This window comes from Tolypothrix sp. PCC 7712 (assembly GCF_025860405.1).
Taxonomy (GTDB): domain Bacteria; phylum Cyanobacteriota; class Cyanobacteriia; order Cyanobacteriales; family Nostocaceae; genus Aulosira; species Aulosira diplosiphon.
In genome coordinates this window covers 4,854,140-4,879,151 of the sequence record NZ_CP063785.1, presented here as the reverse complement: position 1 = coordinate 4,879,151, position 25,012 = coordinate 4,854,140, and the positions used below count along the sequence as shown (strand labels likewise).

The window sequence follows — 25,012 nt, the reverse complement described above, 5'->3', positions numbered from 1 at the left end:
GTTGACACCACTGGGCATTGCCTTGCCCTCTAGATGAGAAAGCAATAAGCTATTCTGCTTTTAAGTTGCACAATCCCTCATGAGGGCTGTTGACCGTTGACCGTTGACAGTCAACCGTTAACAGTTAACAGCCTTCTTGAGTAGTTATGCAATTTAGGCGCGCATTAGCTTATTTGCTTTTGCTTGCTGAATATACCGAATTGAATAAGCAAAAGCAGCTTTTGAGAAAGCAATATCTACTTTTGCTTGCTGAATATACCGAATTGAATAAGCAAAAGCAGCTTTTGAGAAAGCAATATCTACTTTTGCTTGCTACATCTATCAAAATGAGAAAGCAAAAGCAGCTTGTAAGAAAGCAATATCTACTTTTGCTTGCTACATCTATCAAAATGAGAAAGCAAAAGCAGCTTTTGAGAAAGCAATATTTGCTTTTGCTGATTAAAAAAGCTTAGTAGGATGCGTTATCAACGCATTCCACAAAACATGTGGTGCAGTACAGTGAAATAAAGACTTGAGATTGTGAATCGTGGAGTTACTAACAATACAGGGACAACCTGCCAGAATTCTGGGATTAGCAGGACAATCAATAGATGATCCTAATGCTGTTTTGTTGGCATTTACTGCCGGAATCAATTACTTTTTCTTTTACAATCTAGAATCCCAAACCTTTTTGGATGGCTTAAAATCTCTGTTAGCAACAAAGCGTGAGCAAGTACTGGTAACGACCGGAAGCGAAAGCCGTGATCTAAAATCTTTACGCCATTACTTGGACTCTGTGCGCCATGATTTAAATATCGATCAGCTAGATATATTTTTTCTAGAATATGTCTCCCCATCTGACGACGTGAAGCAGGTTCAAGTAGTACTAGATGAACTTCGTTTGTGGCAAGATTCTGGAGTTGTGCGCTATGTGGGAGTTACCACACACAACCGAACTATTGCTTTAGAAATCATCCAACGCCATCAGTGTGATGTGTTGATGCACCGTTACAATATGGCACATCGTAAGGCGGAAGAAAAGGTATTACCAGAAGCGCAAAAAGCTAATATTCCCGTAGTAGCCTTCACTTGTACTCGCTGGGGAACATTACTTCAAGGACATCCTCACTGGCAAGGAAAACTACCCACCGCAGCAGACTGTTATCGTTATGCGCTAAATAACTCAGCAGTACGTCTAGCACTAACTGCCCCAAAAACTAAGCCAGAATTAGCAGAAAATCTTTCTGTATTACACTCACCCCAACTTTCAAATCAAGAACTAGCCCAATGGCAAGAATACGGTGACTTGATTTACGGTCATGGGCAAGATGCATTTGATACTCAATGGATTTAATATTCCTTGTAGGAAACATAATCAACGTAATTCGTAATTATGAATTTTAAATTACGAATTACGTAGCTTGCTTCTCGCCGGAGGCGAGTATTACGAATTAGCGACTAAAACGTCTTTTACCCTGCCTGTGCTTGGCAACTTCTTTGCGCTTGCGTTTTTCCAGAGGCGTTTCAAAGTGACGATGCTTCTTCATATCGGGAAAAATTCCCGCCTTAGAAACTTCTCGCTTAAATCGGCGTAGGGCTGATTCAATGTGTTCATTTTCACCCACTACTACTTGGGTCATTATCTCTCCTACTAAACTAACTAACTGCTTAAACTGATCGAGCATTCAGTTGACTAAAGTGCAATTTTGTTGCACTTTTTGTCAAACTTGAAAATTTGCTGGTAAAGTTTTAATGCTTCAAAGCTTAGTAGCGGTTACGAGAGCCACCATATCCGCCTCTACCGCCAGAAGAACCACCTCTGTCTTCTCTGGGTTTAGCTTTGTTAACTTTCAGGTCACGACCCATCCATTCAGCACCATCAAGGGCTTCAATTGCAGCCGTTTCTTCAGCATCACTTCCCATTTCTACAAATCCAAAGCCACGTGGCCGTCCTGTTTCACGGTCAGTAGGTAGTTGAACGCGCTTCACAGTGCCATATTCTGCAAAAACAGCAGTCAAAGCATCTTGGGTAACTTCGTAAGAGAGGTTGCCTATATAAATTGACATTAGATGATCTCCAAAATTATCACATTCATTGAGACTTAAATTTCGGAGAAAAATCTGTAAATACCAAAAGGGAAAAGCCTGTCAATACTAAAAACAAAAATACTCACCGAATTAATTCTCGTTTTCTAGGATGACATATAAGTTAATTTTTTGCATCCTGTAGATGCTTGGTGAGTTAGTCATGATATGAACACAAGTAGAACTACTTGCCTACGGTAGTGTTGTCCATAAGGGACTTCCAACCAAAGAAATATTTTATCGCTTTGACAGGCGGGGGAAAGGGTAAAGGTTTAAAACCCTTCTCCTTTGCCCTTTTCCCTTTACCCAAGCTACACCTGTTAATATTTGTGTGTTGAACTACTACCTATAACCGACTCTTACTTGGAATTATAATCATCGCAAAATAAGGCACTTCCGCCGGATCGACTTCATCTAAGGGTACAATTCTTTGCTGTGCCATTGTGGCCCGTTCAATATATAACGCCCGCGATGCTAATCCTAATTGATGTAAAATATCGCGTACTTTGGTAAAGTGACGACCCAATTTCATAATTGCAGCCGCATCTGTTTTTAAAAGTTGTGAGATCAGTTCTTCCTCTGGTAGGGGTGCAGGTAAAACTGTGAGAACATCGTTGTAGTAGGTAAAAGGTACACCCAAAGCTACCGGACAAGCCATCAGTGAGGAAACTCCAGGGACAACTTCGGTTTCGTACTTCTCAGATAACCGGGTGAATACATACATAAACGAACCGTAGAAAAACGGATCGCCTTCGCATACTACTACTACATCCCGCCCAGCTTCTAGATGTTCTGCAATGGGTTCAATTTCTTTGTCATAAATTGACTTGGCTTTTTCTGGCTCTAAAGCACGAGGGAGATGATAGAGTACCTCAATTTGATTTCCTGGAAGGTATGGCGCAATAATTTTTCTGGCAATACTTTCTTTATCTGCTGCCGATTGATAAGCAACTACAGGTGAAGCTTGCAGCAGCCGTAACGCTTTTAGGGTTAAAAGTTCTGGATCGCCTGGCCCTATGCCAATTCCATAGAGACGACCTTTAGTTGACATATATTATTCTTCCTCTGTTGCTAAGGCGTTAACTGCGGCGGCGGCGATCGCACTCCCGCCACGCCGACCATGTAATGTTAAAAATGGTACATTACGGCTATCTTCTGCTAGTGCGGCTTTTGACTCGGCTGCACCCACAAACCCCACGGGAAAACCCAAGATGACAGCAGGTTTGGGGCAACCCTCATCCAGCATTTCCAATAACCGGAATAAGGCAGTGGGCGCATTGCCAATTGCTACCACTGCACCTTCGAGATGCTTGTGCCATAATTCCAAAGCCGCCGCTGATCGCGTAGTACCCATTTTCTCAGCTAATTCTGGAACTTCTGCATCGTAAAGCGTACAAATAACTTGGTTATTTGCAGGTAATCGCCGCCTCGTAATCCCTTCAGCTACCATCCGGCAATCACAGAGTATTGGCGCGCCATCAGCCAAAGCTGCCCGTCCAGATTGCGCTGCTGTGGGTGAATATCCCAAATCAGTGACAATATCCGTCATTCCACAGGCATGAATTAAACGTACTGCAACTTTTGCTACATCTGGCGGCAATATTTCCAAATTCGCTTCCGACCGGATAATCGCGAAAGAATTACGATAGATTTCCTTGGCATCTTGGATGTAGTCAGGCATTGGGGATTGGGGACTGGGGATTGGGGATTGGGGAACTCGGGGCCCCCTCTGGGGATAAGGGGTAATGGGGATTGGGGACTGTTGACTTTAGACTTCAGCCTTTAGATATCTATTGGCAAATTCCCTGAAAGTCTCATCTAGGTTGAGGCGTTGGGTTTTATATACTAGCAGCATCTTTTCTATGAATGCGGGCATTTTCGCCACAGTTACAAATTGATATTCGCGACCAAATTTTTGTTCGTTGTCGTCAACGCCTACATAAACTTGATAGCCTTCTAGTTTTTGATTGTCTGCCTCAATGCTGACACCGAGTAGGGTAATATCACTTTTGCTGTGCTGGGCGCAGGATTTAGGACAACCGCTAAAGTATATATTTACAGGGCTATCTAGGGAAACCCGAGTTTTAAGATATTCTGCCAATGTTAATGCGTCGCCTCTGGTGTCGGTAGCTGAGGAGGCGCATCCCTTGCTACCAGAACAGGCAACTAATGTACTGTTGATATTGCCGAGGGAATAATCTAATTCCAAAGCTGCTATTTCTCTTTGTACATCAGCTATGGATTGTTGGGGAATATCGCTTAATAGTATGTTCTGCCAAGGGGTAAGCCTGAGAGTACCACTACCGTATTTTTCTGCTAAATCCGCTAATCCTAATAATTGTCTGGTTTCTAAGCGACCTAAGGGTAAAACAATTCCTATATAAAATAAACCTGGCTGACGCTGGGGATGAATGCCAATATGTTGAAATTGGGGTTCTGATTTCGGTTCCCATTTCTGGGTGTGGGGGGAAGAAAGCACAAAAGCTAGAAGCTGCTGGACTTGTTGCAGATAATTTTCGCAACCTATATTGTTCAATACTTCTCTCAAACGCAGTTTGTGTTTACTTGTAGAATCAAGATGAGCTAGGTAAACATCGGCTAAAGCTGCTAAAACGGGTAAACATTGCTCTGGTGGCAATAAAATTCCTGTATCCTGGGCTGGGTTACCCTTTGCGCCGACACTCAAACACAGGCGGAAGTAAACTTCTCCATTTACTAAAACAGCAGCGAAAACGATATCATTAACGCGATCGCTTACCGAAACTTTTCCACCACCATCAAAGCAGACGCTAAATTTGGCAGATAGTCCTGATAGTTGAGAATTGGCTGTGATGTAATTATCCCAAGCTGTCACAAAGGGACGGGTATCGATCAATTCCTGGGGATCAATCCCAGCCGTTGGACTGGTCATGATATTGCGGATTTGATCTACAGTTGTGTTACTACAACCTAAACCTAAAGCTTGGAGATGCTGCAACACAAGAGCATTGATCCCCTGATGGATTTCGCGCACTTGCAAGTTAGCGCGATTAGTCACATCGACATAGCCACGGCCATATTGATCAGCGATATCTGCGATCGCCTGACACTGTTGACTATTTAAAATCCCACCAGGTATTCTAATGCGGGATAAGATACCATCTTGAGCAGGGGTGGCGTAGAATAAGCCAGGACATTTAGTAAATCCAGACAGCAAAACTATAACTCCTTCCCTGTGCGACGCAGGGATGTAGATGATCTATGTCTCTTGGGGACAGCTTGAAGGTTGGCATTCTGACTTACACAATTTTGGATTTTAGATGCTGAATTTTGGCTAATTCTCTGACTCCTGATTTTTGTGAGTCCTCGGTTGCTAACATACTCCCGACCATCAAAATGACAATCTAAAATCTAAAACGGCTTTACAGCTGCGGCACAGTCCCGGACTTTCACCGGCGTTTCCCAACCCCAAGCTTTAGTAATTTAGCATGAGAAGGTAGTGACAATTATCGCTGCTTGAGATTTTTCATCAGCTGAATAAGATTTATTTAACCAAGCTATACATTTTTAAATTCTTAACCAAACCGTATTGGGTACCTTACCCTCAGCAGTCACATACCCTAATGTTTCAAAATTAAAGTTTTATTGCTAAATCTTTGATTTTCCCTAATCTCTGTTCCCTTAAATTAGCTATTTTGCTCTGCCCTTTTCAATATCATCTAAAGCCTTTTCCGTACGTGCATTCGGATCGCTTCTCAGATTCCAATTTGGAAACAACCCAACAACAAATTTATTGATGGCTGTGCGAGTCTGTAAGCTGGCAGAACTTAGGGGTTTGGGTAGAAAGCTGTCTCCAAAACCTACAAATATCAAGAACAACAAAAGCAACCATGTCGTAGCTGTCTTACGCATTGTTTGATACCCAGCAATAGTAGATCAATAGTCTAATCGACATTTTTGCAAAACAGCCATATCTTTTTTCTTCTTTGAGCTACCTCAAAGACAGCATAATAAATTCCTGGCAAAGTGAGGGTAGATGAGTTCATAGGGTCTCACAGATGACCAAAATTCCCCTCAATTTACAAACAGCTTCCGGACACCAAGTTTTAGCAGCCGCAGGCAAAAAATATCTGCGTCCTGGTGGCAGAATAGCTACAGATAAATTACTTATGTGGGCAAATTTACAACCAGGCGAAACAGTTTTAGAGCTAGCTTCTAGCTTTGGTTATAGTGCGATCGCTCTTGCTCAACGCTACCATGTAAAAGTAATCGGAATAGAAAAGAATCACGAAAGTGTAATTCATGCCCGTGCTAATATTCACGCTGCTGGGTTAGACAACCAAATCGAAATTATTGAAGGGGATATTTTTCATCTCGAGCAAATACCAATTAAGTTCGATTATGTTTTGGCGGAAGCCATTCTTACAATGCAATCTCCACAGGGGAAAGCTAAACTTTTGGCGGCAATTCATCATCACCTGAAACCAGGAGGAAAATTCCTCTCTCATGAACTATTAGCATCTAATAAAGAAGCAGAAATTCGTAAAGAATTAGCTCAGGTAATTCGTGTTAATTCTACACCACTTTCCGAAACTAGCTGGATTCAAGCTTTCGCAACAGCAGGATTACAAGTACAACAGCATCATACTGGTTCCATGAATTTATTGAATTGGCAAAGAATGCTGCAGGAAGAAGGTATTGTTAACACAATCAAGATTTTGTGGAATATCTTAACGCAACCCTTAATCCGCCAGCGTGTTTTAGAAATGCGCCATGTTTTCCATAAATATCATCAGGAATTAGGCTACATTCTCATATCTGCTGTTGCTCAATAACATTATTAATCTGCTTCCTTCGTCGGTTTATTATTCCTTGAAAATATGACTTCCACCATCACAAGTAATCAATCTTTTGTTACTCAATTGCAAACACAAATTGAATATCCCCATAGTGGAGTTCTCAGTAAAGTACTGTTGAAAGACCAAGTTTGTCAATATACCTTATTTTGTCTAGCAGCTAATACAGAAATTTCAGAACATACCTCAACTCGCAATGCCACAATCAGCGTCATTGAAGGTAAAGGTTTACTAACTTTATGCGGGGAGAATATTGTCCTAGAACCTGGGGTTTTAGTTTTTATGCCTGCTAATGCACCTCACGCTTTACAAACTGCAGAAAATCTCAGCTTTTTGCTCATACTTTCCGCAAAAGCACCAGATAACAATTAATTTTTGGATCAAGAACTATGCAATCACTAATTTCTACTTTCGCCCAATACTCAGATATTGCTCAACCTCAATTAGAAGTAATACTATCTCACCCACTCAATGAATTTTTGAATTCACCGGAATTAAAGCAAAAGCTAGATAGTTTAGATAGTTCTTTGCTCAAGGAAACATTACCAACAGCCGGAGCAGTTTTAGCCAAAGAATTACCACCTTTTTATAACTGGCTAAAAAATGAGTTAGGTGTGAAGCGCGTTCCTGAAAGTCCCGATCACACAACAGCCTGGGTAATTGGTTTTGTTCATCATCGCGAAAGTTTAACTAACTTAGTGGATTTACACCGTCCCGTACCACGTAAAGCTTTAGAGGCTTCCATTCCCCGCTTGATAGCCTTATTTGATGGAGTAGAAAGCGTTAAAGTCCGTCAGGAATGGCAAAAAGCGATCGCACTTCTTTGTTTAGTTCTGGTAGTCGCAGCCCGCGAACAAGATAAATTAACTGTACCTGTTTAATTAGGCTGAAACCAATATTTGTCGGTTAAGGGGAAAAGGGGTAAGAAACAACCTTTAACCCTTACCCTTTAACCTTTTCCCCAAACCAAATTCCAACTTGAAAATCCTTAACCGAGCAATATTGAGGCTGAAACACTTTCAGGAGATAGCAAACCAAAATTGTACTGCTGGAATGCGATCGCCTTTGAATGAATGGAAAGCGATGTCTACGTAGGGTGATACCTACGTATTTTTTTTGGCTCGCTAGAATATAACCAAAAAACCGTAGTCCTTGATCGAGCAAGTGCGAAAACATCAATTCATTTACATTTTTGTGGCGCTGAGTTTAGTTGGTATCTTAGGTTTTTCCTACTTCAGCCGCAAGCGATCGCGAATTCCTGTTTGTCAGCCATCAAAATTTATTGCTACTAAAGGTCAAAAATACTATGCCTATCCTGAAAAAATAGTAATTCAGCCTTGGCGCGGTCAACATCACGTCTATGCTGTATTTGCAGTCCCCAATCAATATAAAACTGACTATGTAATGCAAGTTACACTACCTGATAATGATACAGACTGTGGAACTATACATAATATTCCTAGCCCACACAGTGAAGGCATTCAGGCTCCTCCTGGGCATTACTTAGTTAAAGGGTATTTAAATACACGAATTGCTCTATGGCTAATTGCCCAAGGTAAGGTAGGTGAATTGCAGCAACCCACCAACTGGAAATTAGGCTACGGCGAGAAAGTCCCTAAAAAGCGTAAGAAGGCTGAGTTGGGGATAGATTGGGGGTTGGGGAGATGAGGGGGATGAGAGCAGAGGGAGCAGGGGAGCAGGGGAGAAAAAATTACCGATTACCTATTACCATGCCCTATGCCCTATGCCCCATGACATCCAGTCATAAAGCATACACAAAAATAGGCCTGATTTGACAACTGTATTTGCTAACCTGAAAGTTACTGTACTAGAGAAGCTTTATGAACCGGATGTTTCGCAAATATCATCGCCAAATTGCGATCGCTTTATGTATACCCTTATTTTTGACTGTGCTTACTGGTATGGGCTATACCATCGTAGATGAATGGTTCCACCAAGGTGAGTTAGGCGAATTTTTGCTGAGTATTCATACTTTTGAGATATTACGTTTAGGTAAAATCTATCCAATTTTGAATGGTTTGGGATTAGTAGGCTTGTTAATTACTGGTTTAAGTATGACAGGCTTATTTCGCAAACGCCCAGAGCAAAATAACTAACCTATTACATATTGAAATTACATACTTACTAATCAGGTTGGTTGACTGTTGACTGTTGATAGTTAACAGTCAACAGTTAACAATAAAAAAAGACCCCCGGTGATTAGCCAGGGGATTCTGCAAGTCGGTATTGTCGCACAAAGACATTCGCGAGTTTTAAGATACCAATTTAGTAATAAAAATATCTGCCAAATTGCCAAATCTAGATGATGAGGGGATTGGGGAGATGAGGGAGATGAGGGAGATGAGGAAGATGAGGAAGATGAGGAAGATGAGGAAGAAATAAAAAACACCCATTACCAATTACCATTACCCATTACCCATTACCCATTACCCAGTCCCCAGTCCCTAGTCCCCAATCCCCAATCCCCATTACCCCTTATCCCCAGAGGGGGCCCCGAGTTCCCCAATCCCCAATCCCCATTAAGCATAAATCTTTAGCAAAGAGAATCAAATGCTACTGCAATAGTTAAAACCTCAGTTTTTAATCAAACATTATCTTAAAAAAATCTAAAAAAATATGTTGAGTATCCCTGTGAATCTTGGTTTACCCCGTGTACCAAGTTTAGTTACTTCTTTACCGGGGCCTCATGCTCAAGCAATTATAGAACGCGATCGCGCTGTAACTTCTCCTTCTTATACAAGAGATTATCCCTTGGTTGTGGCTAGGGGTGAGGGTTGTATGGTGGAGGATGTTGACGGTAATGTTTTCTTAGATATGACTGCAGGGATTGCGGTGACTAATACCGGACACGCACACCCGGAAGTGATTGCAGCTATTCAAGCACAGTCAGCAAATCTTCTACATATGTCGGGGACTGATTTTTATTATGAACCGATGGTGGAATTAGCCGAAAAATTAGCTAGTCGCGCCCCTTTTCCCGCAGGTGCTAAGGTATTTTTTACCAATTCCGGGGCGGAATCGAATGAAGGAGCAATTAAACTAGCTCGATATTACACCAAGCGATCGCAAATCGTGGCATTTTTAGGCGCATTCCACGGACGGACTTATGGTGCAATGTCTCTGACTGCTTCTAAAGTAGTGCAAAGACAGAATTTTGGCCCCTTTGTACCCGGTGTCACTCATATTCCCTACGGTACTCACGCCAGCTTAGATTATTTAGAAAAACATTTATTCCCGACGATGTTACCACCCCAGGAGGTAGCAGCAATTGTTGTGGAAGCGATACAAGGAGAAGGTGGTTACATCGTACCCGAAGATGGTTTTTTACAAAGAATTCGGGAAATATGCGATCGCTATGGCATCCTGATGGTAGTTGATGAAGTGCAATCGGGGATGGGGCGCACCGGATGCTTATTTGCCATTGAGCATTGGTGTGTGATGCCTGATATTATTACCACAGCCAAAGGTATCGCTAGCGGTTTACCTTTAGGTGCAATTCTCTCTCGTCCAGAATTAATGACTTGGCCTCCAGGGGCCCATGCTACAACATTTGGTGGAAATCCCGTAGCTTGCGCGGCTGGGATTGCAACACTCAAACTATTAGAAGGTGGTTTAATTGCTAACGCCTTGCAAATGGGAGAGTTATTGCAAACAGGTTTAACTCAATTACATGAAAAATTTCCCCGCCTATCGTTACCACGGGGTAAAGGTTTAATGGTAGCGGTGGATTTATACAATGAAGAAGGTAATCTTGATCGTAATCTGCGCGATCGCATAATTCAAGAAGCTTTCAAACGAGGTTTATTATTGCTTGGTTGTGGTAAAGCCGCAATTCGTTTTTGCCCACCTTTAGTTATCGATAGCAATCAAATTCATATTGCTTTAGATATTCTCTCAGATATCTTAAGTTCCTAATTGCACATTATAACTTGCATTAATTTAGTCAAACTTGCTGCTCAGATCCCCGACTTCTCCAAGAAGTCGGGGATCTAAATCCAGCTAATGTATTCAAATCTAAAATTTAAAATTGTTTAGCTTATGAAACCCCAAATAGCCCTTCATCTGTTTTCATCGCTGTGGGAGGAATACAGCACCAGAGTAAGTTACGCCCGCACCTATCAAGAAATGATTACTGCGGTGGGTGGAACTGTTGCAAATGACCACATTGCTTTACGTTCTTTGCGTCTATCTCTTGATACGCCAAGCGGTAAAGTTAATTTGGGGATTAATTATTTGGAACAATTAGCTACAGCTTTAGGATATGTAGCAGCAGGGGAATATATTTTCCCCGAAACTCATTTATATGCTCGTCATTATAGTCATCCCCAACAAGCAGAATTTGACTTGCCTAAGCTATTTATTAGCGAGCTAATAGTAGATGAATTACCTGAGAGAATTGCTCAACTCATTTATCAAACAGTATCATCAATTGATGAAAAATTTATCTATTCTCTAGCTACTTCAATCAAAGAAGATGAGGACGAAAAAAATATTGCTCAAAAATTTCATAAAATATTTACCCGTCCTTGGAAAACTCCCCAACTTTCTGTTGTGGAAGAGGTGAATCAGGTAACTCAATATGGCGCTTGGGTGCTGTTGCATGGTTATGCAGTCAACCATTTTACAGGCTTTGTCAATCGCCAAAATACTGCAAAATACCCAGATATTGACACGACAGTTGCAGGTTTAGTTAACTTGGGCGTGCCTATGAAAGCCGAGATAGAGGGTAATATTGCTTGTGGTTTGCGTCAAACAGCCACGCAAGCTGTAACAGAAATGGTAACTGTTTTGGATGATAGCAATAATACAGAAATTCAAATTCCCTGGACTTATGCTTATTATGAAATTGCTCAACGTTACCATGTTGAAATAGAACCAGGAAAACATAAAATTTTTGATGCTTTTTTAGGCAAGAATGCCCAGCAATTATTTGAAATGACAAGGTTGTCTAGTCATGGTAATGGGTAATTGGTAATGGGTCATTAAGACATTTAGGCAGATTTGGAAACAGATTACAACATATATATAAGGGTGTAAAACTGTAGGTTTCTGCGTATAATACAAAGTCAAATATAGGATTCATATTTGATTTCTGAACTAGACGTAGGGTGTGTTGTCGCGTAGCGCAACGCACCAAAGCTGAGAATACGGTGCGTTACACTTCGTGATAACGCACCCTACACATACTTAGATTTTTCAATAATCAAATCGGATTCCTATAGTGTTTGCGACACATCAATATATTCTAGAGGGCAAGGCAATGCCTTGCCCCTACAATTTGTCGCCCATAGTTTAAAAATTCATAATTACGAATTACGAATTACGAATTAGTTTGACAGCTACCATCTATACAAAATGAAGATTGATAGGTACTGTCACGTTTACCAAAGATAGTATAACGATGATCGCGGATTTGTTCGTAAAAGCGATCGCCTGCCCACTTCACACCTGGTAATGCGCGATAAGCATCGACAAATACACTTCCTAGCGGCAATAACTTGCCTATTTCTTCTGCGGCGTTACTGCCTTGCCAACGTTTTGCTGGTGCATTAGCATCAATCAACATCATCCCCTGTTCGCAATCTTGGGGTGTAATGCCAAATTGGGGAAGTGTCTGTTCGTCTTGCATGGGGCTGTAACGAAACAGCTTACCTTGATCTAAGCTCTCTAATAACTGCACTAAGGTAACGCAGAGATTGCAATTGCCATCGTAGATTACGTAATAATTCATTATCCTTGTTTATACCCTTAAACGAGCGGTTAGCTTTAAAATGATGAGATTATATTGCTATATGTAAATTTAACTTAGCTACTCATTCCAAGAGTATCTACAGTATTTAAATGATTAAGTATAGCTTTACACTGGAAACTGAGTACTTGTTGGGGTGAGAATAATGCCACCAGAGAAGGTTTTAACGATTGATTTTGCTCAAAAAGATGCCTGTTCAGCAATTCTACCGCGATCGCCACTGCTTTCTAGCTACGATGCCCAGTGGAATGGGATTCACTTGGAACATCATCGACAGCCTGGTTATGAAACTCCAGAACATTATTTTGAACAGCATCTGATTATTATCGGCTTAGACCTCGGTAGCATCAAAGTTGAGCGGATATTTGATGGTAAGTTGCAGCTTGAACGCATCAACTATGGTGATGTGGTAGTAATTCCAGCAAATACCAATCACTTATCAAGGTGGAAAACAGAAGGGGAATTTTTAGTTATTAGTCTCGAACCTGTTTTATTCACTCGTGCGGCTTTCGATGCTGTAGATTTACAGGGCTACGAGATTGTACCCCACTTTGCGGCACCTAACCCAATGATTAAACAGATAGGACTGTCACTGCAGTCAGAATTAGTATCAGGTGGGCTGGGTAGTCGTGTTTATATTGAATCTTTGGCAACTACTCTCTGTATTCATCTACTTAAACATTATTCTGCATCTAATAATATAGTTTCTGAATATACCAAAGAAAGGGGACTGCCACGGCTAAAGCTACGACAAGCTGTGACATATATTCAAGAGCATTTAGAGCAAGATTTGACTTTAGCTGAAATCGCTGAAGTTACAGGTATGAGTATGTACCATTTTTCGCGGTTATTTAAACAATCAACAGGTTTTGCTCCGCATCAATATGTTTTAAATTGTCGGATTGAAAGAGCTAAAAAGTTATTAACTCGTACTGAACAAACCATTGACCAAATTTGCCAGCAAGTAGGTTTTCAAAGTCAAAGTCATTTTACATACGTTTTCCGTAAATCCCTAGGAACAACACCTAAAGTTTATCGAGAAAAGGTGAAAGTTTAGGATTTACAAATCAAATAGAGTAGAAAATTTCTACTCTATATTGAAGTTGCTTTTGTATCAATGCTTGGTGATTGAAAAATTATTTGAGCTACACCAAAACAGCAAAACCACAAGTAAAATTCATGGAGATGGCAATGAGATACAAACTTTTAGGTAAAAGTGGGTTGAGAGTCTCGGAACTTTGCTTAGGTACCATGACTTTTGGTGAAGATTGGGGTTGGGGTGCTTCTAAAGATGAAAGTCGTCAGATTTTTGATACCTTTGTAGAAGCCGGAGGAAATTTCATCGACACCGCCAACGGTTACACGGATGGTAGTAGTGAGAAAATTGTTGGTGAGTTAATCGCTAAAGATAGAGAACGTTTTGTAGTTGCAACTAAATACTCGTTTCCGTTGCGGATGAACGAGAATCAGAAAAATCCAAACGGTAGCGGTAATCATCGCAAGAATTTAATTCAGTCTTTAGAAGGGAGTTTGAAGCGGCTCAATACTGACTACATTGATTTATTGTGGTTGCACGCTTGGGATTTTACCACACCGATAGAAGAAGTTTTGCGATCGCTTGATGATGTCGTCCGTCAAGGTAAAGTACTTTATATCGGCATTTCTAACGCCCCAGCTTGGATTATCTCCCAAGCCAATACTATCGCCCAATACCAAGGATGGACGCAGTTTGTCGCCTTGCAAGTGGAATATAGCTTAATTCAGCGCACGCCAGAACGAGATTTAATTCCAATGGCAAAAGCTTTGGATTTGGCGGTAACACCTTGGTCACCTTTGGGTGGTGGTGTCCTTACAGGCAAGTATAACAAGCCCGCGCAACCAGGGGATGAACAAGGGCGATTAACCAATGCCGCATTAGGAAGTATTTCTGAACGTAATTTAGCGATCGCAGATGTTGTCAGTCAAGTAGCCCAAGAAATTGGACAGACACCCTCCCAAGTTGCACTAGCTTGGTTACACGCCCAAACTGGTGTCATTATCCCCATTATTGGCGCACGCAAGCTGAGTCAGTTTCAAGATAACTTAGCTGCTTTAGATGTCACCCTCTCACCTGCACATCTGCAACGCCTCAATGAAGTCAGCCAAATTCAGTAGACCTAAAAGTTTTGCGATCGCGCATAGAGCGATACCTATAAAACCGACTATTGTCAAAAAAACCGTATTCTGAAATACATTTTTTAGAAAACTCCTTCAACAACTATAAATAAGTAAAACTAATTAATCACCGAAAAAGTTAAGAGTAACGCGCCCACCAAAAGATAGTTCTGGATCTGTAGTATGCAATTTTTGTAAAGTATGGAGGTAAACAAGCAAAATTGAGGATTATTTAGTTTGGCTATGAATGCAAGGGAGCCAGTTCTAACTGATAGTAAAACCTTAAACGAAGTAGTTAACTGTTTAACAGAACATATTCCAATTCAAACTCAAGGAAAGTGTGAACAAAAAAATATCTTTGAGATTTTAATTCGAGCAGCCACCCAAAGGGATAGTATCGAAAATACAACCAAAGTCTTAAAGAATGTTCCTACCAGCAACGATATTCGTTACCATTTAGATAAATATTCAGACATTAAATATTTAGAATCAGACTTAAATGCAGCAATTCAAAGCCGCTTACCAGATGGAATCCGACAAGGTAAACAAAAAATTGCTATCGATTTTAACTTAATTCCATATTATGGTGAACCCTCACCAACCGAAGCACCATATATTTATAGAAGTCAAGCTAAAAGTGGAACTTGTTCTTTTTATGCCTACGCTACTGTCTATGTAATTAAGAAGAATAAACGAGTAACTTTAGCTATCAAAGCTGTTCAACAACAAAATACGAAGGCAGCAATTATCACTTATCTTTTAGCACTGATTGAGCCTTTGAATCTTCAAATCGAAAGATTGTATTTAGACCGGGAATTTTTCTGTGTGCCAGTCATCAGATGGTTGCAAGCTTTGGATATTCCCTTTGAAATGCCAGTAATTATTCGAGGTAAAAATGGAGGTACTAGACAATTAATTAGAGGTCGGCGCAGTTATAAAACAACTTACACTTTAAACAGTGATAAATATGGCTCATGTACTTTCCCAGTTTGGATAGTTTGTACATATAAAAACGGTAAAAGACGAGCGCACGGGCGAGAATTTTTTATTTATGCTGTTTATAAAGTTAAGTTGTCATTACATTCAATACATGACGACTATCGTCTCCGTTTTGGAATTGAAAGTAGCTATCGGATGAAAAATCAATGTCGGATTAAAACAACTATCAAAAATCCAACAATTAGATTTCTATTTGTAGCTTTAGCTTTTTTAATTATTAATGTTTGGATTTATCTAGTCTGGCATTATCTCAGCCGTTTAAAAAAAAGTTCAAGACAAGTTTTCTCCCATCTATTTACCCTTAAACAAATGCTTGAGTTTTTACGTCAAGCAGTAGACCGCAATTATGGAGTCGCCTGTGAAGTTTACTTGCCATCTGGCTGATTTTGATTGATTTTGGGGTTTATTCATAAATTAATCTTATCATTTAGCCAAGCAATCAGCTTTTGTATATTTCCCCCCAAAACTGTATCTTAAACTACCATTTTTTAGCGATCGCAAAACTTTTAGGTCTACTGAATTTGAACTAGGTTACCCTCACGATTTCTTACATAATGATACAGTCCGCGATCGCCTTTTTGGTGGTACATTCAATACCATAGACAACCATCGCCTCTGAGCCAGCTAATTGCAAATTTTTGTCTATAAATAAACAAAATAATTGATTATCAGGTCATTTCCATCTGTCTTAAGGAAGTTTCGCATTCTGAAGTCCTATTTGTAGACTGATTGTGTTGAACCAAGCAGATAACACCCATGAGCGACAATAAAATTGCTTCTCGTCTTTATCCCACTCGCATTGATATTCCTGCTGAAGCCAGAGAAAAAATCGTGGTACTTCTCAATCAAACTTTAGCAGCATCTTTGGATCTTAAAACCCAAACAAAACAAGCGCACTGGAACGTTAAAGGAACTGATTTTTATCAGTTGCATGAATTGTTTGATGAAATTGCAGGTGAATTAGAAGAATACATTGATATGTTTGCGGAACGTGTCACCGCTTTAGGTGGCTACGCCCTTGGTACCGCCCGCGCCGCCGCTAGCAATTCAATTTTGCCAGAATATCCTTTTGATATTTTAGATGGCAAAGACCACGTGACCGCTTTAGCAGACCGCTTTGCACCTTATGCTAAACACCTGCGGGAAGCTATTAACCAAACCGATGATTTAGGTGACCTAGATACCGCTGACCTGTATACTGAAGTCTCTCGCACCATTGATAAGCGTCTGTGGTTCTTAGAAGCGCATCTGCAAGTAGCAGAAATCAAAGGCGAAAATGGCGCATCTACTTTCAAAGGAACTCAACAGCCAGCAGGTGTGAGATAATAGCCGAAATCATCTTGAGTAAAAAGTAAAATTAGACCTATGAGCCATCAAATTGGTCTAAAAGATGATTGATAAAGTAAACCTTAAATGTAGGGTGCGTTACGCTATCGCTAACGCACCGAAAAAAAAGATTCCCTGCGGCTAATTTTCAATTGAATAACTCTGTTAATGGAGTAGTAACTTTTTGGTAAGTACGCCACTTTTAAGTGCGTACTTTTATTTTATAGGTACATACTTTATGATTTAAATAGTTGAAAACCGGGTTTTAGATTATGTGCGCTTGAAGAATTATATTGTTGCATGGGCTGGTAATTGGTAATTGGTAATTGGTAATTGGAAAAACCAATATCTATTTATCAGCAATGAGTCGAATTTGATATAACAGGCAATATCTAACGAACAAAGTTCAAGAATTACAAAAACAATAATAAGCAACCGTTGGATATTTAAGTTTGCGATGCCTCAAAATTGGAACCCTTGTGTGATAAGCATCTAGCTCTCCCATTCATACAAATTCAAAATCCAACATAAGCTGACTATTCAAGTTTAAGAATCAACTAAACCTGAGGTAAATGTATGTCTCAAAATACTAAGACTCTCGTAGTTCATGATAGCAACTCACGCGGTCATACTAGAATTAATTGGCTTGATAGCTACCATACATTTTCCTTTGGTAGTTTTTACAATCCCGAGCAAATGGGATTTCGCTCTCTGCGGGTGATCAATGATGATACCGTAATTGGTGGCGCTGGGTTTGGTACCCACGGCCATCGAGATATGGAAATTCTCACCTATGTTTTGTCTGGTGCGCTAGAGCATAAAGATAGCTTAGGTACAGGTTCAGTCATTCTTCCTGGTGACGCACAAATTATGAGCGCTGGTACCGGAATCACCCACAGCGAATATAATCATTCCAAAACTGAACCAGTCCACTTTCTGCAAATTTGGATTTTACCTAACAAGCAAGGGCTATCTCCTAGGTATGATCAAAAAGCGTTTTCTGTGGAAGAAAAGCGGGGACAACTACGCTTGATTGCTGCGAAAGATGGGCGAGATGGCGCTGTAACAGTTCACCAGGATGTGGATATATACGCATCTGTGCTAGAAAGCGGTGATGTTGTTAATTATCATGTGAAAAGCGATCGCTATGCCTGGTTACACGTAGCTCAAGGTACCGCCACCCTCAATGGTAAGGAACTCAAAGCTGGTGATGGCGTACAAATTAGCGGCGAAGAAACACTCGAAATCAGCACTAATTCCAGTGGCGAAGTCTTACTGTTCGATTTGGGCTAATCGTCAGGGGCTAGTGAAGAGAAATTGTCATCCCCCCATCGCGCGATTTATTGTATAACCGTCTAAATTGCTCATGTTGAGTGTCTCCACAGTCTGGAATACACTCAGATAAATGGCTCTGTGATTGGTTCACAGAGCCATTTTTGCTTTGAAAGTCAAGTTTATTGAAGTAGTGAATCATTTTGTTCACAAATATAAAAGATTCCTTAAGACATTTATTTTATCTACCTAAAGTAAGAAGTAGGAATTGCATAAATTTTGCACATTAAAGTAAAGCTAAATAAATCCTCATAACATAAAAAAATGAATTATTTAAAAGACAGACATAAATTTTTACAAAAAGAGCGGCAATTGCTACATACAGAATTAGTTAAATACGGCATAGACTATGATAAAGCTGCTAAAGCCGCCCAGATATTAGCCGAGAAGAAACCAGACGAAGTCTTAACACAAGAAGAGATTCAACTCACCAAAGAAGTTTGCGAGTTGTGGTTAAAACAGCGCAACCGCTTGGCTTCCATTGATAAAGTAATCAATTAAATTGTCATTTGGTAATTGGTAATTGGTAATCAATACTTGTCGGTTAAGGGGAAAAGGGGAAGGGGAAAAGGGGCAATAAAAAACCTTTAACCCTTACCCTTTCACCTTTTCCCCCAACCAAATTAAAAGTTGAAAATCCTTAACCGAGCAGTATTGAATTGGTAATTGCTTTTTCTCCCCTTCTCTCCCTCATCCCCAGTCCCCATTACCCCTTATCCCCAGAGGGGGCCCCGAGTTCCCCAATCCCCATTACCCCTTATCCCCAGAGGGGGCCCCGAGTTCCCCAATCCCCAATCCCCAGTCCCCAATCCCCCCTACTCAGGTATCACTGGACTAATAGGACTCAAGGGTGCAGTAAAGACATAATAGATGACTCCAGAACCGAGGATCATAATAGCAAGACTGAAAAGGATGACCCAGCGATCTGTCGGTTCGTAAGTATCTTCTTCAATATCGCGACGAACTGCAAAATAATGTCCTGTGGAAAGCCACACCGTAATTAAACCCACCAAGGAGAATACTAAACCTAACTTCCAGCCAGTTCCCGGATGAGGTAGCAAAGGAACTTGAAAGGCGCGTAACCGGACGATAACGACACCAAAACCTAAAAGTGCGATCGCAGTTCGCATCCAAGCTAGGTAGGTGCGTTCGTTAGCTAGGTGATCCCGGATGCGCGATGGATTTAATCTTCCCGGCTTTTTCTTCTCTTCTACTTTTTCAGTCTTATTTGATTCGCTATTGTTTAACTCTAATTGCATCAATAACGCCCTCATCCCCAAAAGAAATATTTTTCTAACAATGCCAAAATCATCGCCAATCTTGTGTCATAAGATTAGCAATCTGCGTGCTGATAGCACTTTTGAAGTATTTTTGATAGTTTTAGCATTTATCTTAATATTATTTTAAGGCTGAGTTCTCAATAAAACAAGCCTAATTTTTTCATGGCTAATTTCAGCGTTTTATACTTCAATAAATTACCTAAAAGTAGAGATTGCTTAAGATATATTTTCTCTTATTTTGGCTGTAATATTGAATTACAGAAAGTAATTGCTGTTAACTCAAGAGCTATTATTAGTAGTCCCATTAGTAATGGGTGTATTTATATATGCCTGTAATACCTTAAGGATTGGAAATGATGAATAGTTTATTATGCTTTGCTAACACAACCTACGATAGATGATGTTTTTAATTATATTGATATTCGGGAATGCCTGAGTTTACTTTTAAAGCGGCTATAAATAAATACAGTTCAGTTAAGAAAATTAATTGATAACAAAACCAAAAAACTAGTTACTCAACAAAAAAACAGGACAATCATTTTGGAGGGGGTTTGGGGGACGCAACCGTCACCCAATCGGGGGTTTGGGGGAGAATCCCCCAATTCTTCTGGCTTCTTTAATCAGTGAAAAATCAATCGCTAATGAGCTTAAATGAACTGTATTAGGCTATAAATAATATTAATTTGAAAATAGAATCTGACAGATTTTAGAATTAATGATGCGTTAGCGGAGCGTAACGCATCCTACTGTAGATAATTTTTCCATTATCTTGTTAGCTTGGAATGAATGAGTTCACTTTCAAAGCGGCTGTAAACAATTTTGATTGGATACCAAGTCGAAAACCAGTATAAATCTTGAATAACTCTTGTACAGTTATTATTATCTGTTTCAAAATGGACTAAAGCTAAGTTATTTAATCCGATTACTTCTCTGCCATCTTGAAACCAAGATAATTTCCAAAAAGCTAAATACTGTAACCACTCCCATTTGCGACTTTTCGCTTGTTGTTTGGCAGTCATTAACCAGGAAATATTGGTGCCAAAATCAGCAGTTTGGGTGCTAGTTCGAGTAATCCATTCCATTAACCCATGCCATTCTGGGGGACGGTGTGATGTAGCATCTTGGTAAGATTTTCTGCTAGAAATTTCTACCATATAAGGAGGATTTGTCCATCCTAACCATTGGCGACTTTTTTCTGGTAACAGCCATTGTTTGAGTCTTGTATGAATAATTTCGGTAATAATTTCTTCATTCTTAAACGCACTAGCTGTTAATTGCACTAATACAGACTTTTTCTCGGAACCTAGAGATTTTCTGGTGTAAGATAAACGGACTACAGAACTGTAATGAATATCTCCAGATAAGACTATTACTTGTTGGCGTTGCTCAAATAATGTGGTGAGGAATTTTGCTAAGGCTTCGTAATTAATATTCCAAGCATCACCGACATCTACACCATAAACTTTTTCTCTTTTTAAATGCCAATGGTGAATCCAATCTATTACTTGTAAACCAAATAAATTGGTCGGCGCAATCACAAATGTGGCTTGCATTTGTGAAAGTCCTTTGGGTTTATGAGTGGCTTGTTGTAGAGGCTGAGAAAGTTGCTGCGTAAATGCTGGCGGTGATAGCAGCATTGGCGGCGCAATTGGTTTTTGATCTGCAGGATAACCGCGCCAAGTTCGTGTATCTAAGACTATGACTTCATGGCAAAAACTGCGGACTGTATAATGCCAAGTCAAGGCTTCTGGGTCTCGGTCTAGCACTAAGACAGAATCATATTGTACAAATTCTGGTAAGCCTGTACGGGGGTTTGTCGGTGGCATTCCTAAGTAACGGGCGATCGCATCCCACGCTACAATATTCATTCCCCCAGATGCAGACCATTCCGCCGCCGCTTGTAATAATTTCTCCCCTGCTTGACCTGGGGTAAATTGCTGGGGTGTGTTCCCCCAGGCTTGAAAAACTGCATAGGCTAACAAGGCATTTTGGACGGTTCTGCGTCCTAAGGGTTTGCCTAAAACGCGCAAACACCAAGCTTGGTTGAGGTTCCAGTCATCGCTGACATCATGGTCGTCGAAGATAGTATAAACGGGAATGTTCGCCATCGCCCGCCGCACTTTCCACAGGGTATGGATAAATTGGCGCATATCCTGCACCTCTTTATCCCAGCGACGGCTGACTCGATGACCGCGCATTACCTCCCGCCCTTTGGGTAAGCTACTGGGCCAGCAAGCGGGAGACCATGACAATATATAAGATGCGTAATATTCACCCAAACTCAGCAGGTGGCTGCTAACTTTGGCGGTTTTATTATGTAACCCGGCGGTGAAACCTGCTTGGTGAGTGGCAATTTCTGCACGATGTCCGGGAAGTAATTGCTTGGGTGTGACATAACTGGGGTCTGCGGCTGTTTGCTGAGTCAAAGGTAACCTTTCCTCCCAACCTAACAGCGCATCGCCTAACTGAGAAGAAACCCACAACAGAGGATCAGCGACATCATCACCATAAATCTGGTCGCCTGTGAGGAAAAGCTGATGGGGTCGTTGGCGGGGTTGGTTGGCGGCTGACTCAATTAAGCAATCGAGAATTGGTAACGCGTCAAAGCCATCACCGTGAGGTTTGCGACAGGAACCATGCACGATGCGTAAATCTTGTAAATCTGTGGGTGGGAGGGCAAATGTGGGTTTTTGATGCTCAAAATAGCTGATGTTCACAGCAGGAAAGCGGCTAGAACATAAGGCTTGCTGTAAAGTCTGCTGCTGGGTAGATGATTCAATAAATTGCATATCGTATGCATAGATGCGATCGCTACTTAATAAATATCTACCCGCAGATTCCGCCGTGACGACCACAATATGCAGCGATTTTCCCAGAGCATAAGTGCTACGTCTTCCCTCTAAAAGCAGATTTGTGATTAACTGACCGTGATTAGCCGTGTCATAAACCTGGAGTACCACCTCACAAGGACGTTGCAACGCTACCCAGACTGTAACGGTGTCGGAATCTGTGTGTTGTAAGATAGGCCCCGCCAGAATTAGCGGCGATGCTTGTAAAAACTCTGCTCCAAATAAATCGTTCATTGCCAACTATGCAAGCCTTGTTTCCATCGTATTACCAAATAAGTGCTGAGTGATGAGTGCTGAGTTCTGAGTGAACTGAAGTGAGTTATAAATCAGCACTAATAATGTATTTTTCTCTGCAAAATCTTGACGATTAATCGCTTTAATGATACAAATGTACTATTAAATGGTGCAATTTTGGATAAGAATTTAAAACTCTCAACAGATAAATAGGATTTTGCAGCCCACAGGAGAGCAAATTTCATGAGACTATCGAAAATGGACTTGAGTAGCTTGATTGCGATCGCTCATTCTGACGGACATTTACAATTATTGCTTGACCGGGGCGACGAGATAGAACTTTTAGAAATTCCCGCACCAGTTCAAGCTTACGAGGGTTTGGTAGAACTGAATGAAATTGTGGCGGAACCTGCGGCGTTTCCTGTTTATGAAGAACCGATTGCGCTGTTACCTGTGAGTCACTCCGTTGCGGGGGTTCCCCCCGTTGAAGGAAGTGACGAACCCGTAAGGGTGAGTTCTTCAATGGCGGCTACCATTGCTTACGATAGTCACGAGCAAACTTTGCAAGTTGAGTTTAAGAGTGGTGCTGTGTATGAGTACTCTGGGGTAGATGAAGAGACTTGGGAAGATTTTTACTCGGCTGATTCTGTTGGTAGTTTTTACAATCAGCATATTAAAGGCAGATTTGACTGCGAACGGATAGATTGAGATTAGAGGCGTTGCATAAATCAAAAGCCCTCACCCTAAATCCCTCTCCCATGCATGGGACTTTGAAATTTACCCCCCTTCTCCCAATATTGGGAGAAGGGGTTGGGGGATGAGCGCAAGTTTTGCATTTGTGCAACTTTATTAAATAACAGAGTCAAATATTTGTTGAGCGGTTAGATTTAACTGTGGGAAACTAGGCGATATGATGCGCTGAGTACCTCTAAATGGTGTCATTTGATATTCACCATCGATTAATTCACATACGAAAATAGTAGGGACTTTTGGATTGCCGATAAACTTGCGCCCGCCCAACCCTTTATAATCTGTAATCCAGTATTCGGGAATACCCATTTTTTCATAGTTGCCAAATTTGTTATAGTAATCATCCTGCCAATTCGTGGAAACGACTTCGATTACTAACGGTACACTTTCGGGGTAAATAACGGTGCATTCTTTTTTCCACAATGGTTCAACCGTTAAATTGTCACGATTTAATACCAATACATCAGGTATGTAGGCTGATTCGCCACTGGATGTTTTGACTAATCCTGTTTTTGGGATGGTGTAAGGTAATTCGCACCGTTCAAATTCGACTGTAATTTTTTTGCTTAAAAAACCTAAAACATCTTCATGGTCGCCTGTTGGTGGTGGCATCTCGATTATGACTCCATTGTGTAGCTCATAGCGTAGGGGTGAATTTTCTGGATACCAATCGATAAATTCATCGAAGGAATATAGTTTTTTTAGTGGTTGGGTTTGAGTCATAAGGTTTAATTTATCTCTTTACGGCTTATGTGAGTTGGGGTAGTAAAAAAGAAGAGGAAACCGCAAGATAAAGGTAACGACACCAAAGATTGAGGTTTCCTAATGAATATGGTAGACGGTTTAACGCCCGTAGAAATGGGATGATTTTGTCCGAAGATTCATGTAGAGATTAATTATGCGATCGCATTTCCCAAACATCGCCCTTTAGATAAATTTTTCGTAGGGGTTTAGCACTGCTAAACCCTCACCCGCCTATTGGTATGGTTATATGACTGAAATAGCATAATTCACCGAGAAAAATAACCAACTGTTCACCTTCAGAAGGCGGAATTTGCACCTCAAAGCCTGAAGGTTGGAGTTCAAAGCCTGAAGCTTGCAGCTTTTATCTCGAACATTGCGGCTTTTATCTTGGAAGTTGCGCCTTTTAGCCTCAACGTTGCGGTTTTTATCCTCAACATTGCGGCTTTGATGCGGAAAATTGCAGCTTTTATCTTCAACGTTGCGGCTTTTTGCTTGAAAGCTGAGAAAATGAGCAAGAGCGACCGCACTTTGATGGCAACTGATGAGTGAATTAGCAACAGTGATGGTGATGGGAAGGAAATTAAAACAGGCGATCGCACAATTCGCGGCTTGTTTTGCAACGCTTGCCATGAAAATTGTCTAAACGGACTCTATATTATCCCCATTCGCCACAAC

At 40.8% G+C, this 25,012-nt stretch carries 27 protein-coding genes; 16 read left to right on the top strand and 11 right to left on the bottom strand.

All coding sequences use genetic code 11. The annotated features are described in order from the left end of the window. The first annotated feature begins 146 nt into the window (after positions 1 to 146). Together HGR01_RS19980 and HGR01_RS19975 are read left to right on the top strand one after the other, a co-directional pair. Positions 147 to 452, top strand: coding sequence for a hypothetical protein (locus HGR01_RS19980; RefSeq protein WP_045870737.1), 306 nt, complete (start codon positions 147 to 149; stop codon positions 450 to 452). Between the two features lie 74 nt (positions 453 to 526). Then, the gene (locus tag HGR01_RS19975; RefSeq protein ID WP_045870738.1) at positions 527 to 1,333 is read left to right on the top strand and encodes an aldo/keto reductase; all 807 of its coding nucleotides are present in this window, start codon (positions 527 to 529) and stop codon (positions 1,331 to 1,333) included. Positions 1,334 to 1,430: 97 nt separating this feature from the next. On the opposite strand, the gene rpsU is transcribed toward HGR01_RS19975, so the two are convergent. The 6 genes from rpsU to HGR01_RS19945 form a co-directional block, all read right to left on the bottom strand. Then, the gene (rpsU, locus tag HGR01_RS19970) at positions 1,431 to 1,619 is read right to left on the bottom strand and encodes a 30S ribosomal protein S21 (protein ID WP_045870964.1); all 189 of its coding nucleotides are present in this window, start codon (positions 1,617 to 1,619) and stop codon (positions 1,431 to 1,433) included. 124 nt (positions 1,620 to 1,743) lie between these two features. Beyond that, positions 1,744 to 2,046, bottom strand: coding sequence for an RNA recognition motif domain-containing protein (locus tag HGR01_RS19965; protein ID WP_045870739.1), 303 nt, complete (start codon positions 2,044 to 2,046; stop codon positions 1,744 to 1,746). Positions 2,047 to 2,410: 364 nt separating this feature from the next. Then, on the bottom strand, positions 2,411 to 3,115 hold the full coding sequence (locus tag HGR01_RS19960) for a precorrin-2 C(20)-methyltransferase (protein WP_045870740.1): 705 nt from the start codon (positions 3,113 to 3,115) through the stop codon (positions 2,411 to 2,413). A gap of 3 nt (positions 3,116 to 3,118) precedes the next feature. Beyond that, positions 3,119 to 3,745: a precorrin-8X methylmutase gene (locus HGR01_RS19955; protein WP_045870741.1), complete on the bottom strand. Its 627-nt coding sequence runs from the start codon at positions 3,743 to 3,745 to the stop codon at positions 3,119 to 3,121. A gap of 87 nt (positions 3,746 to 3,832) precedes the next feature. After that, positions 3,833 to 5,260 carry a precorrin-3B synthase gene (gene cobG, locus HGR01_RS19950; RefSeq protein ID WP_052335208.1) on the bottom strand — a complete coding sequence of 476 codons (1,428 nt, stop codon included), beginning with the start codon at positions 5,258 to 5,260 and terminating at the stop codon, positions 3,833 to 3,835. 473 nt (positions 5,261 to 5,733) lie between these two features. Then, on the bottom strand, positions 5,734 to 5,955 hold the full coding sequence (locus tag HGR01_RS19945; RefSeq protein WP_045870743.1) for a hypothetical protein: 222 nt from the start codon (positions 5,953 to 5,955) through the stop codon (positions 5,734 to 5,736). 146 nt (positions 5,956 to 6,101) lie between these two features. Between HGR01_RS19945 and HGR01_RS19940 the strand changes: the two genes are divergently transcribed. From HGR01_RS19940 to HGR01_RS19910, 7 genes are all read left to right on the top strand, one after another. Continuing rightward, positions 6,102 to 6,878 carry an SAM-dependent methyltransferase gene (locus HGR01_RS19940; RefSeq protein ID WP_096621688.1) on the top strand — a complete coding sequence of 259 codons (777 nt, stop codon included), beginning with the start codon at positions 6,102 to 6,104 and terminating at the stop codon, positions 6,876 to 6,878. 45 nt (positions 6,879 to 6,923) lie between these two features. After that, a complete protein-coding gene (locus tag HGR01_RS19935) occupies positions 6,924 to 7,271 on the top strand; it encodes a cupin domain-containing protein (protein ID WP_045870745.1) in 348 nt (115 codons plus the stop codon). A gap of 17 nt (positions 7,272 to 7,288) precedes the next feature. Next, on the top strand, positions 7,289 to 7,780 hold the full coding sequence (locus tag HGR01_RS19930; RefSeq protein ID WP_045870746.1) for a hypothetical protein: 492 nt from the start codon (positions 7,289 to 7,291) through the stop codon (positions 7,778 to 7,780). 283 nt (positions 7,781 to 8,063) lie between these two features. Next, a complete protein-coding gene (locus HGR01_RS19925; protein WP_045870965.1) occupies positions 8,064 to 8,567 on the top strand; it encodes a hypothetical protein in 504 nt (167 codons plus the stop codon). Between the two features lie 173 nt (positions 8,568 to 8,740). Then, positions 8,741 to 9,016, top strand: coding sequence for a hypothetical protein (locus HGR01_RS19920; RefSeq protein WP_045870747.1), 276 nt, complete (start codon positions 8,741 to 8,743; stop codon positions 9,014 to 9,016). A 520-nt stretch (positions 9,017 to 9,536) separates the two neighbouring features. Beyond that, on the top strand, positions 9,537 to 10,835 hold the full coding sequence (locus tag HGR01_RS19915; protein WP_045870748.1) for an acetyl ornithine aminotransferase family protein: 1,299 nt from the start codon (positions 9,537 to 9,539) through the stop codon (positions 10,833 to 10,835). A 123-nt stretch (positions 10,836 to 10,958) separates the two neighbouring features. Further along, positions 10,959 to 11,888, top strand: a complete 930-nt coding sequence (locus HGR01_RS19910) for a DUF1338 domain-containing protein (protein ID WP_045870749.1) — start codon at positions 10,959 to 10,961, stop codon at positions 11,886 to 11,888. 352 nt (positions 11,889 to 12,240) lie between these two features. Here HGR01_RS19910 and HGR01_RS19905 read toward each other — a convergent pair whose 3' ends face one another. Beyond that, the gene (locus HGR01_RS19905; RefSeq protein WP_045870750.1) at positions 12,241 to 12,651 is read right to left on the bottom strand and encodes a thiol-disulfide oxidoreductase DCC family protein; all 411 of its coding nucleotides are present in this window, start codon (positions 12,649 to 12,651) and stop codon (positions 12,241 to 12,243) included. 163 nt (positions 12,652 to 12,814) lie between these two features. Between HGR01_RS19905 and HGR01_RS19900 the strand changes: the two genes are divergently transcribed. The 6 genes from HGR01_RS19900 to HGR01_RS19875 all read left to right on the top strand — a co-directional run bounded on the left by HGR01_RS19900 (position 12,815) and on the right by HGR01_RS19875 (position 18,981). Next, complete coding sequence (locus tag HGR01_RS19900) at positions 12,815 to 13,726, top strand: helix-turn-helix domain-containing protein (protein ID WP_045870751.1); 912 nt, start codon at positions 12,815 to 12,817, stop codon at positions 13,724 to 13,726. Between the two features lie 134 nt (positions 13,727 to 13,860). Continuing rightward, the gene (locus tag HGR01_RS19895) at positions 13,861 to 14,823 is read left to right on the top strand and encodes an aldo/keto reductase (RefSeq protein WP_045870966.1); all 963 of its coding nucleotides are present in this window, start codon (positions 13,861 to 13,863) and stop codon (positions 14,821 to 14,823) included. A 243-nt stretch (positions 14,824 to 15,066) separates the two neighbouring features. Then, positions 15,067 to 16,206 carry an ISH3 family transposase gene (locus tag HGR01_RS19890; RefSeq protein WP_228045835.1) on the top strand — a complete coding sequence of 380 codons (1,140 nt, stop codon included), beginning with the start codon at positions 15,067 to 15,069 and terminating at the stop codon, positions 16,204 to 16,206. A gap of 372 nt (positions 16,207 to 16,578) precedes the next feature. Continuing rightward, a complete protein-coding gene (gene dps, locus HGR01_RS19885; RefSeq protein ID WP_045870752.1) occupies positions 16,579 to 17,148 on the top strand; it encodes a DNA starvation/stationary phase protection protein Dps in 570 nt (189 codons plus the stop codon). 576 nt (positions 17,149 to 17,724) lie between these two features. Further along, positions 17,725 to 18,441: a pirin family protein gene (locus HGR01_RS19880; protein ID WP_045870753.1), complete on the top strand. Its 717-nt coding sequence runs from the start codon at positions 17,725 to 17,727 to the stop codon at positions 18,439 to 18,441. Positions 18,442 to 18,744: 303 nt separating this feature from the next. After that, positions 18,745 to 18,981, top strand: a complete 237-nt coding sequence (locus tag HGR01_RS19875; protein ID WP_045870754.1) for a hypothetical protein — start codon at positions 18,745 to 18,747, stop codon at positions 18,979 to 18,981. A gap of 314 nt (positions 18,982 to 19,295) precedes the next feature. Here the strand turns inward: HGR01_RS19875 and HGR01_RS19870 are convergent, their stop codons facing one another. Beyond that, positions 19,296 to 19,739, bottom strand: a complete 444-nt coding sequence (locus tag HGR01_RS19870) for a YidH family protein (protein WP_045870755.1) — start codon at positions 19,737 to 19,739, stop codon at positions 19,296 to 19,298. A 785-nt stretch (positions 19,740 to 20,524) separates the two neighbouring features. Next, on the bottom strand, positions 20,525 to 22,843 hold the full coding sequence (locus tag HGR01_RS19865) for a PhoD-like phosphatase (protein ID WP_045870756.1): 2,319 nt from the start codon (positions 22,841 to 22,843) through the stop codon (positions 20,525 to 20,527). Positions 22,844 to 23,086: 243 nt separating this feature from the next. On the opposite strand from HGR01_RS19865, the gene HGR01_RS19860 reads away from it, so the two are divergent. Next, the gene (locus HGR01_RS19860) at positions 23,087 to 23,551 is read left to right on the top strand and encodes a KTSC domain-containing protein (RefSeq protein ID WP_045870757.1); all 465 of its coding nucleotides are present in this window, start codon (positions 23,087 to 23,089) and stop codon (positions 23,549 to 23,551) included. 141 nt (positions 23,552 to 23,692) lie between these two features. On the opposite strand, the gene HGR01_RS19855 is transcribed toward HGR01_RS19860, so the two are convergent. Both HGR01_RS19855 and HGR01_RS19850 read right to left on the bottom strand, forming a co-directional pair. Further along, the gene (locus HGR01_RS19855; RefSeq protein ID WP_045870758.1) at positions 23,693 to 24,316 is read right to left on the bottom strand and encodes a Uma2 family endonuclease; all 624 of its coding nucleotides are present in this window, start codon (positions 24,314 to 24,316) and stop codon (positions 23,693 to 23,695) included. A 264-nt stretch (positions 24,317 to 24,580) separates the two neighbouring features. Continuing rightward, positions 24,581 to 24,967, bottom strand: coding sequence for a hypothetical protein (locus HGR01_RS19850; RefSeq protein WP_155539273.1), 387 nt, complete (start codon positions 24,965 to 24,967; stop codon positions 24,581 to 24,583). Positions 24,968 to 25,012 lie beyond the last annotated feature (45 nt).

Coding starts and splice junctions, on each gene's coding strand:
- HGR01_RS19860 (WP_045870757.1), top strand. CDS start 23,087: ATGAGACTATCGAAAATGGACTTGAGTAGCTTGATTGCGATCGCTCAT.
- HGR01_RS19855 (WP_045870758.1), bottom strand. CDS start 24,316: ATGACTCAAACCCAACCACTAAAAAAACTATATTCCTTCGATGAATTT.
- dps (WP_045870752.1), top strand. CDS start 16,579: ATGAGCGACAATAAAATTGCTTCTCGTCTTTATCCCACTCGCATTGAT.
- HGR01_RS19850 (WP_155539273.1), bottom strand. CDS start 24,967: ATGGCAAGCGTTGCAAAACAAGCCGCGAATTGTGCGATCGCCTGTTTT.
- HGR01_RS19905 (WP_045870750.1), bottom strand. CDS start 12,651: ATGAATTATTACGTAATCTACGATGGCAATTGCAATCTCTGCGTTACC.
- HGR01_RS19980 (WP_045870737.1), top strand. CDS start 147: ATGCAATTTAGGCGCGCATTAGCTTATTTGCTTTTGCTTGCTGAATAT.
- HGR01_RS19865 (WP_045870756.1), bottom strand. CDS start 22,843: ATGAACGATTTATTTGGAGCAGAGTTTTTACAAGCATCGCCGCTAATT.
- HGR01_RS19940 (WP_096621688.1), top strand. CDS start 6,102: ATGACCAAAATTCCCCTCAATTTACAAACAGCTTCCGGACACCAAGTT.
- rpsU (WP_045870964.1), bottom strand. CDS start 1,619: ATGACCCAAGTAGTAGTGGGTGAAAATGAACACATTGAATCAGCCCTA.
- HGR01_RS19960 (WP_045870740.1), bottom strand. CDS start 3,115: ATGTCAACTAAAGGTCGTCTCTATGGAATTGGCATAGGGCCAGGCGAT.
- HGR01_RS19915 (WP_045870748.1), top strand. CDS start 9,537: ATGTTGAGTATCCCTGTGAATCTTGGTTTACCCCGTGTACCAAGTTTA.
- HGR01_RS19870 (WP_045870755.1), bottom strand. CDS start 19,739: ATGCAATTAGAGTTAAACAATAGCGAATCAAATAAGACTGAAAAAGTA.
- HGR01_RS19880 (WP_045870753.1), top strand. CDS start 17,725: ATGTCTCAAAATACTAAGACTCTCGTAGTTCATGATAGCAACTCACGC.
- HGR01_RS19875 (WP_045870754.1), top strand. CDS start 18,745: ATGAATTATTTAAAAGACAGACATAAATTTTTACAAAAAGAGCGGCAA.
- HGR01_RS19955 (WP_045870741.1), bottom strand. CDS start 3,745: ATGCCTGACTACATCCAAGATGCCAAGGAAATCTATCGTAATTCTTTC.
- HGR01_RS19895 (WP_045870966.1), top strand. CDS start 13,861: ATGAGATACAAACTTTTAGGTAAAAGTGGGTTGAGAGTCTCGGAACTT.
- HGR01_RS19945 (WP_045870743.1), bottom strand. CDS start 5,955: ATGCGTAAGACAGCTACGACATGGTTGCTTTTGTTGTTCTTGATATTT.
- HGR01_RS19930 (WP_045870746.1), top strand. CDS start 7,289: ATGCAATCACTAATTTCTACTTTCGCCCAATACTCAGATATTGCTCAA.
- HGR01_RS19890 (WP_228045835.1), top strand. CDS start 15,067: ATGAATGCAAGGGAGCCAGTTCTAACTGATAGTAAAACCTTAAACGAA.
- HGR01_RS19900 (WP_045870751.1), top strand. CDS start 12,815: ATGCCACCAGAGAAGGTTTTAACGATTGATTTTGCTCAAAAAGATGCC.
- HGR01_RS19965 (WP_045870739.1), bottom strand. CDS start 2,046: ATGTCAATTTATATAGGCAACCTCTCTTACGAAGTTACCCAAGATGCT.
- HGR01_RS19920 (WP_045870747.1), top strand. CDS start 8,741: ATGAACCGGATGTTTCGCAAATATCATCGCCAAATTGCGATCGCTTTA.
- HGR01_RS19910 (WP_045870749.1), top strand. CDS start 10,959: ATGAAACCCCAAATAGCCCTTCATCTGTTTTCATCGCTGTGGGAGGAA.
- HGR01_RS19935 (WP_045870745.1), top strand. CDS start 6,924: ATGACTTCCACCATCACAAGTAATCAATCTTTTGTTACTCAATTGCAA.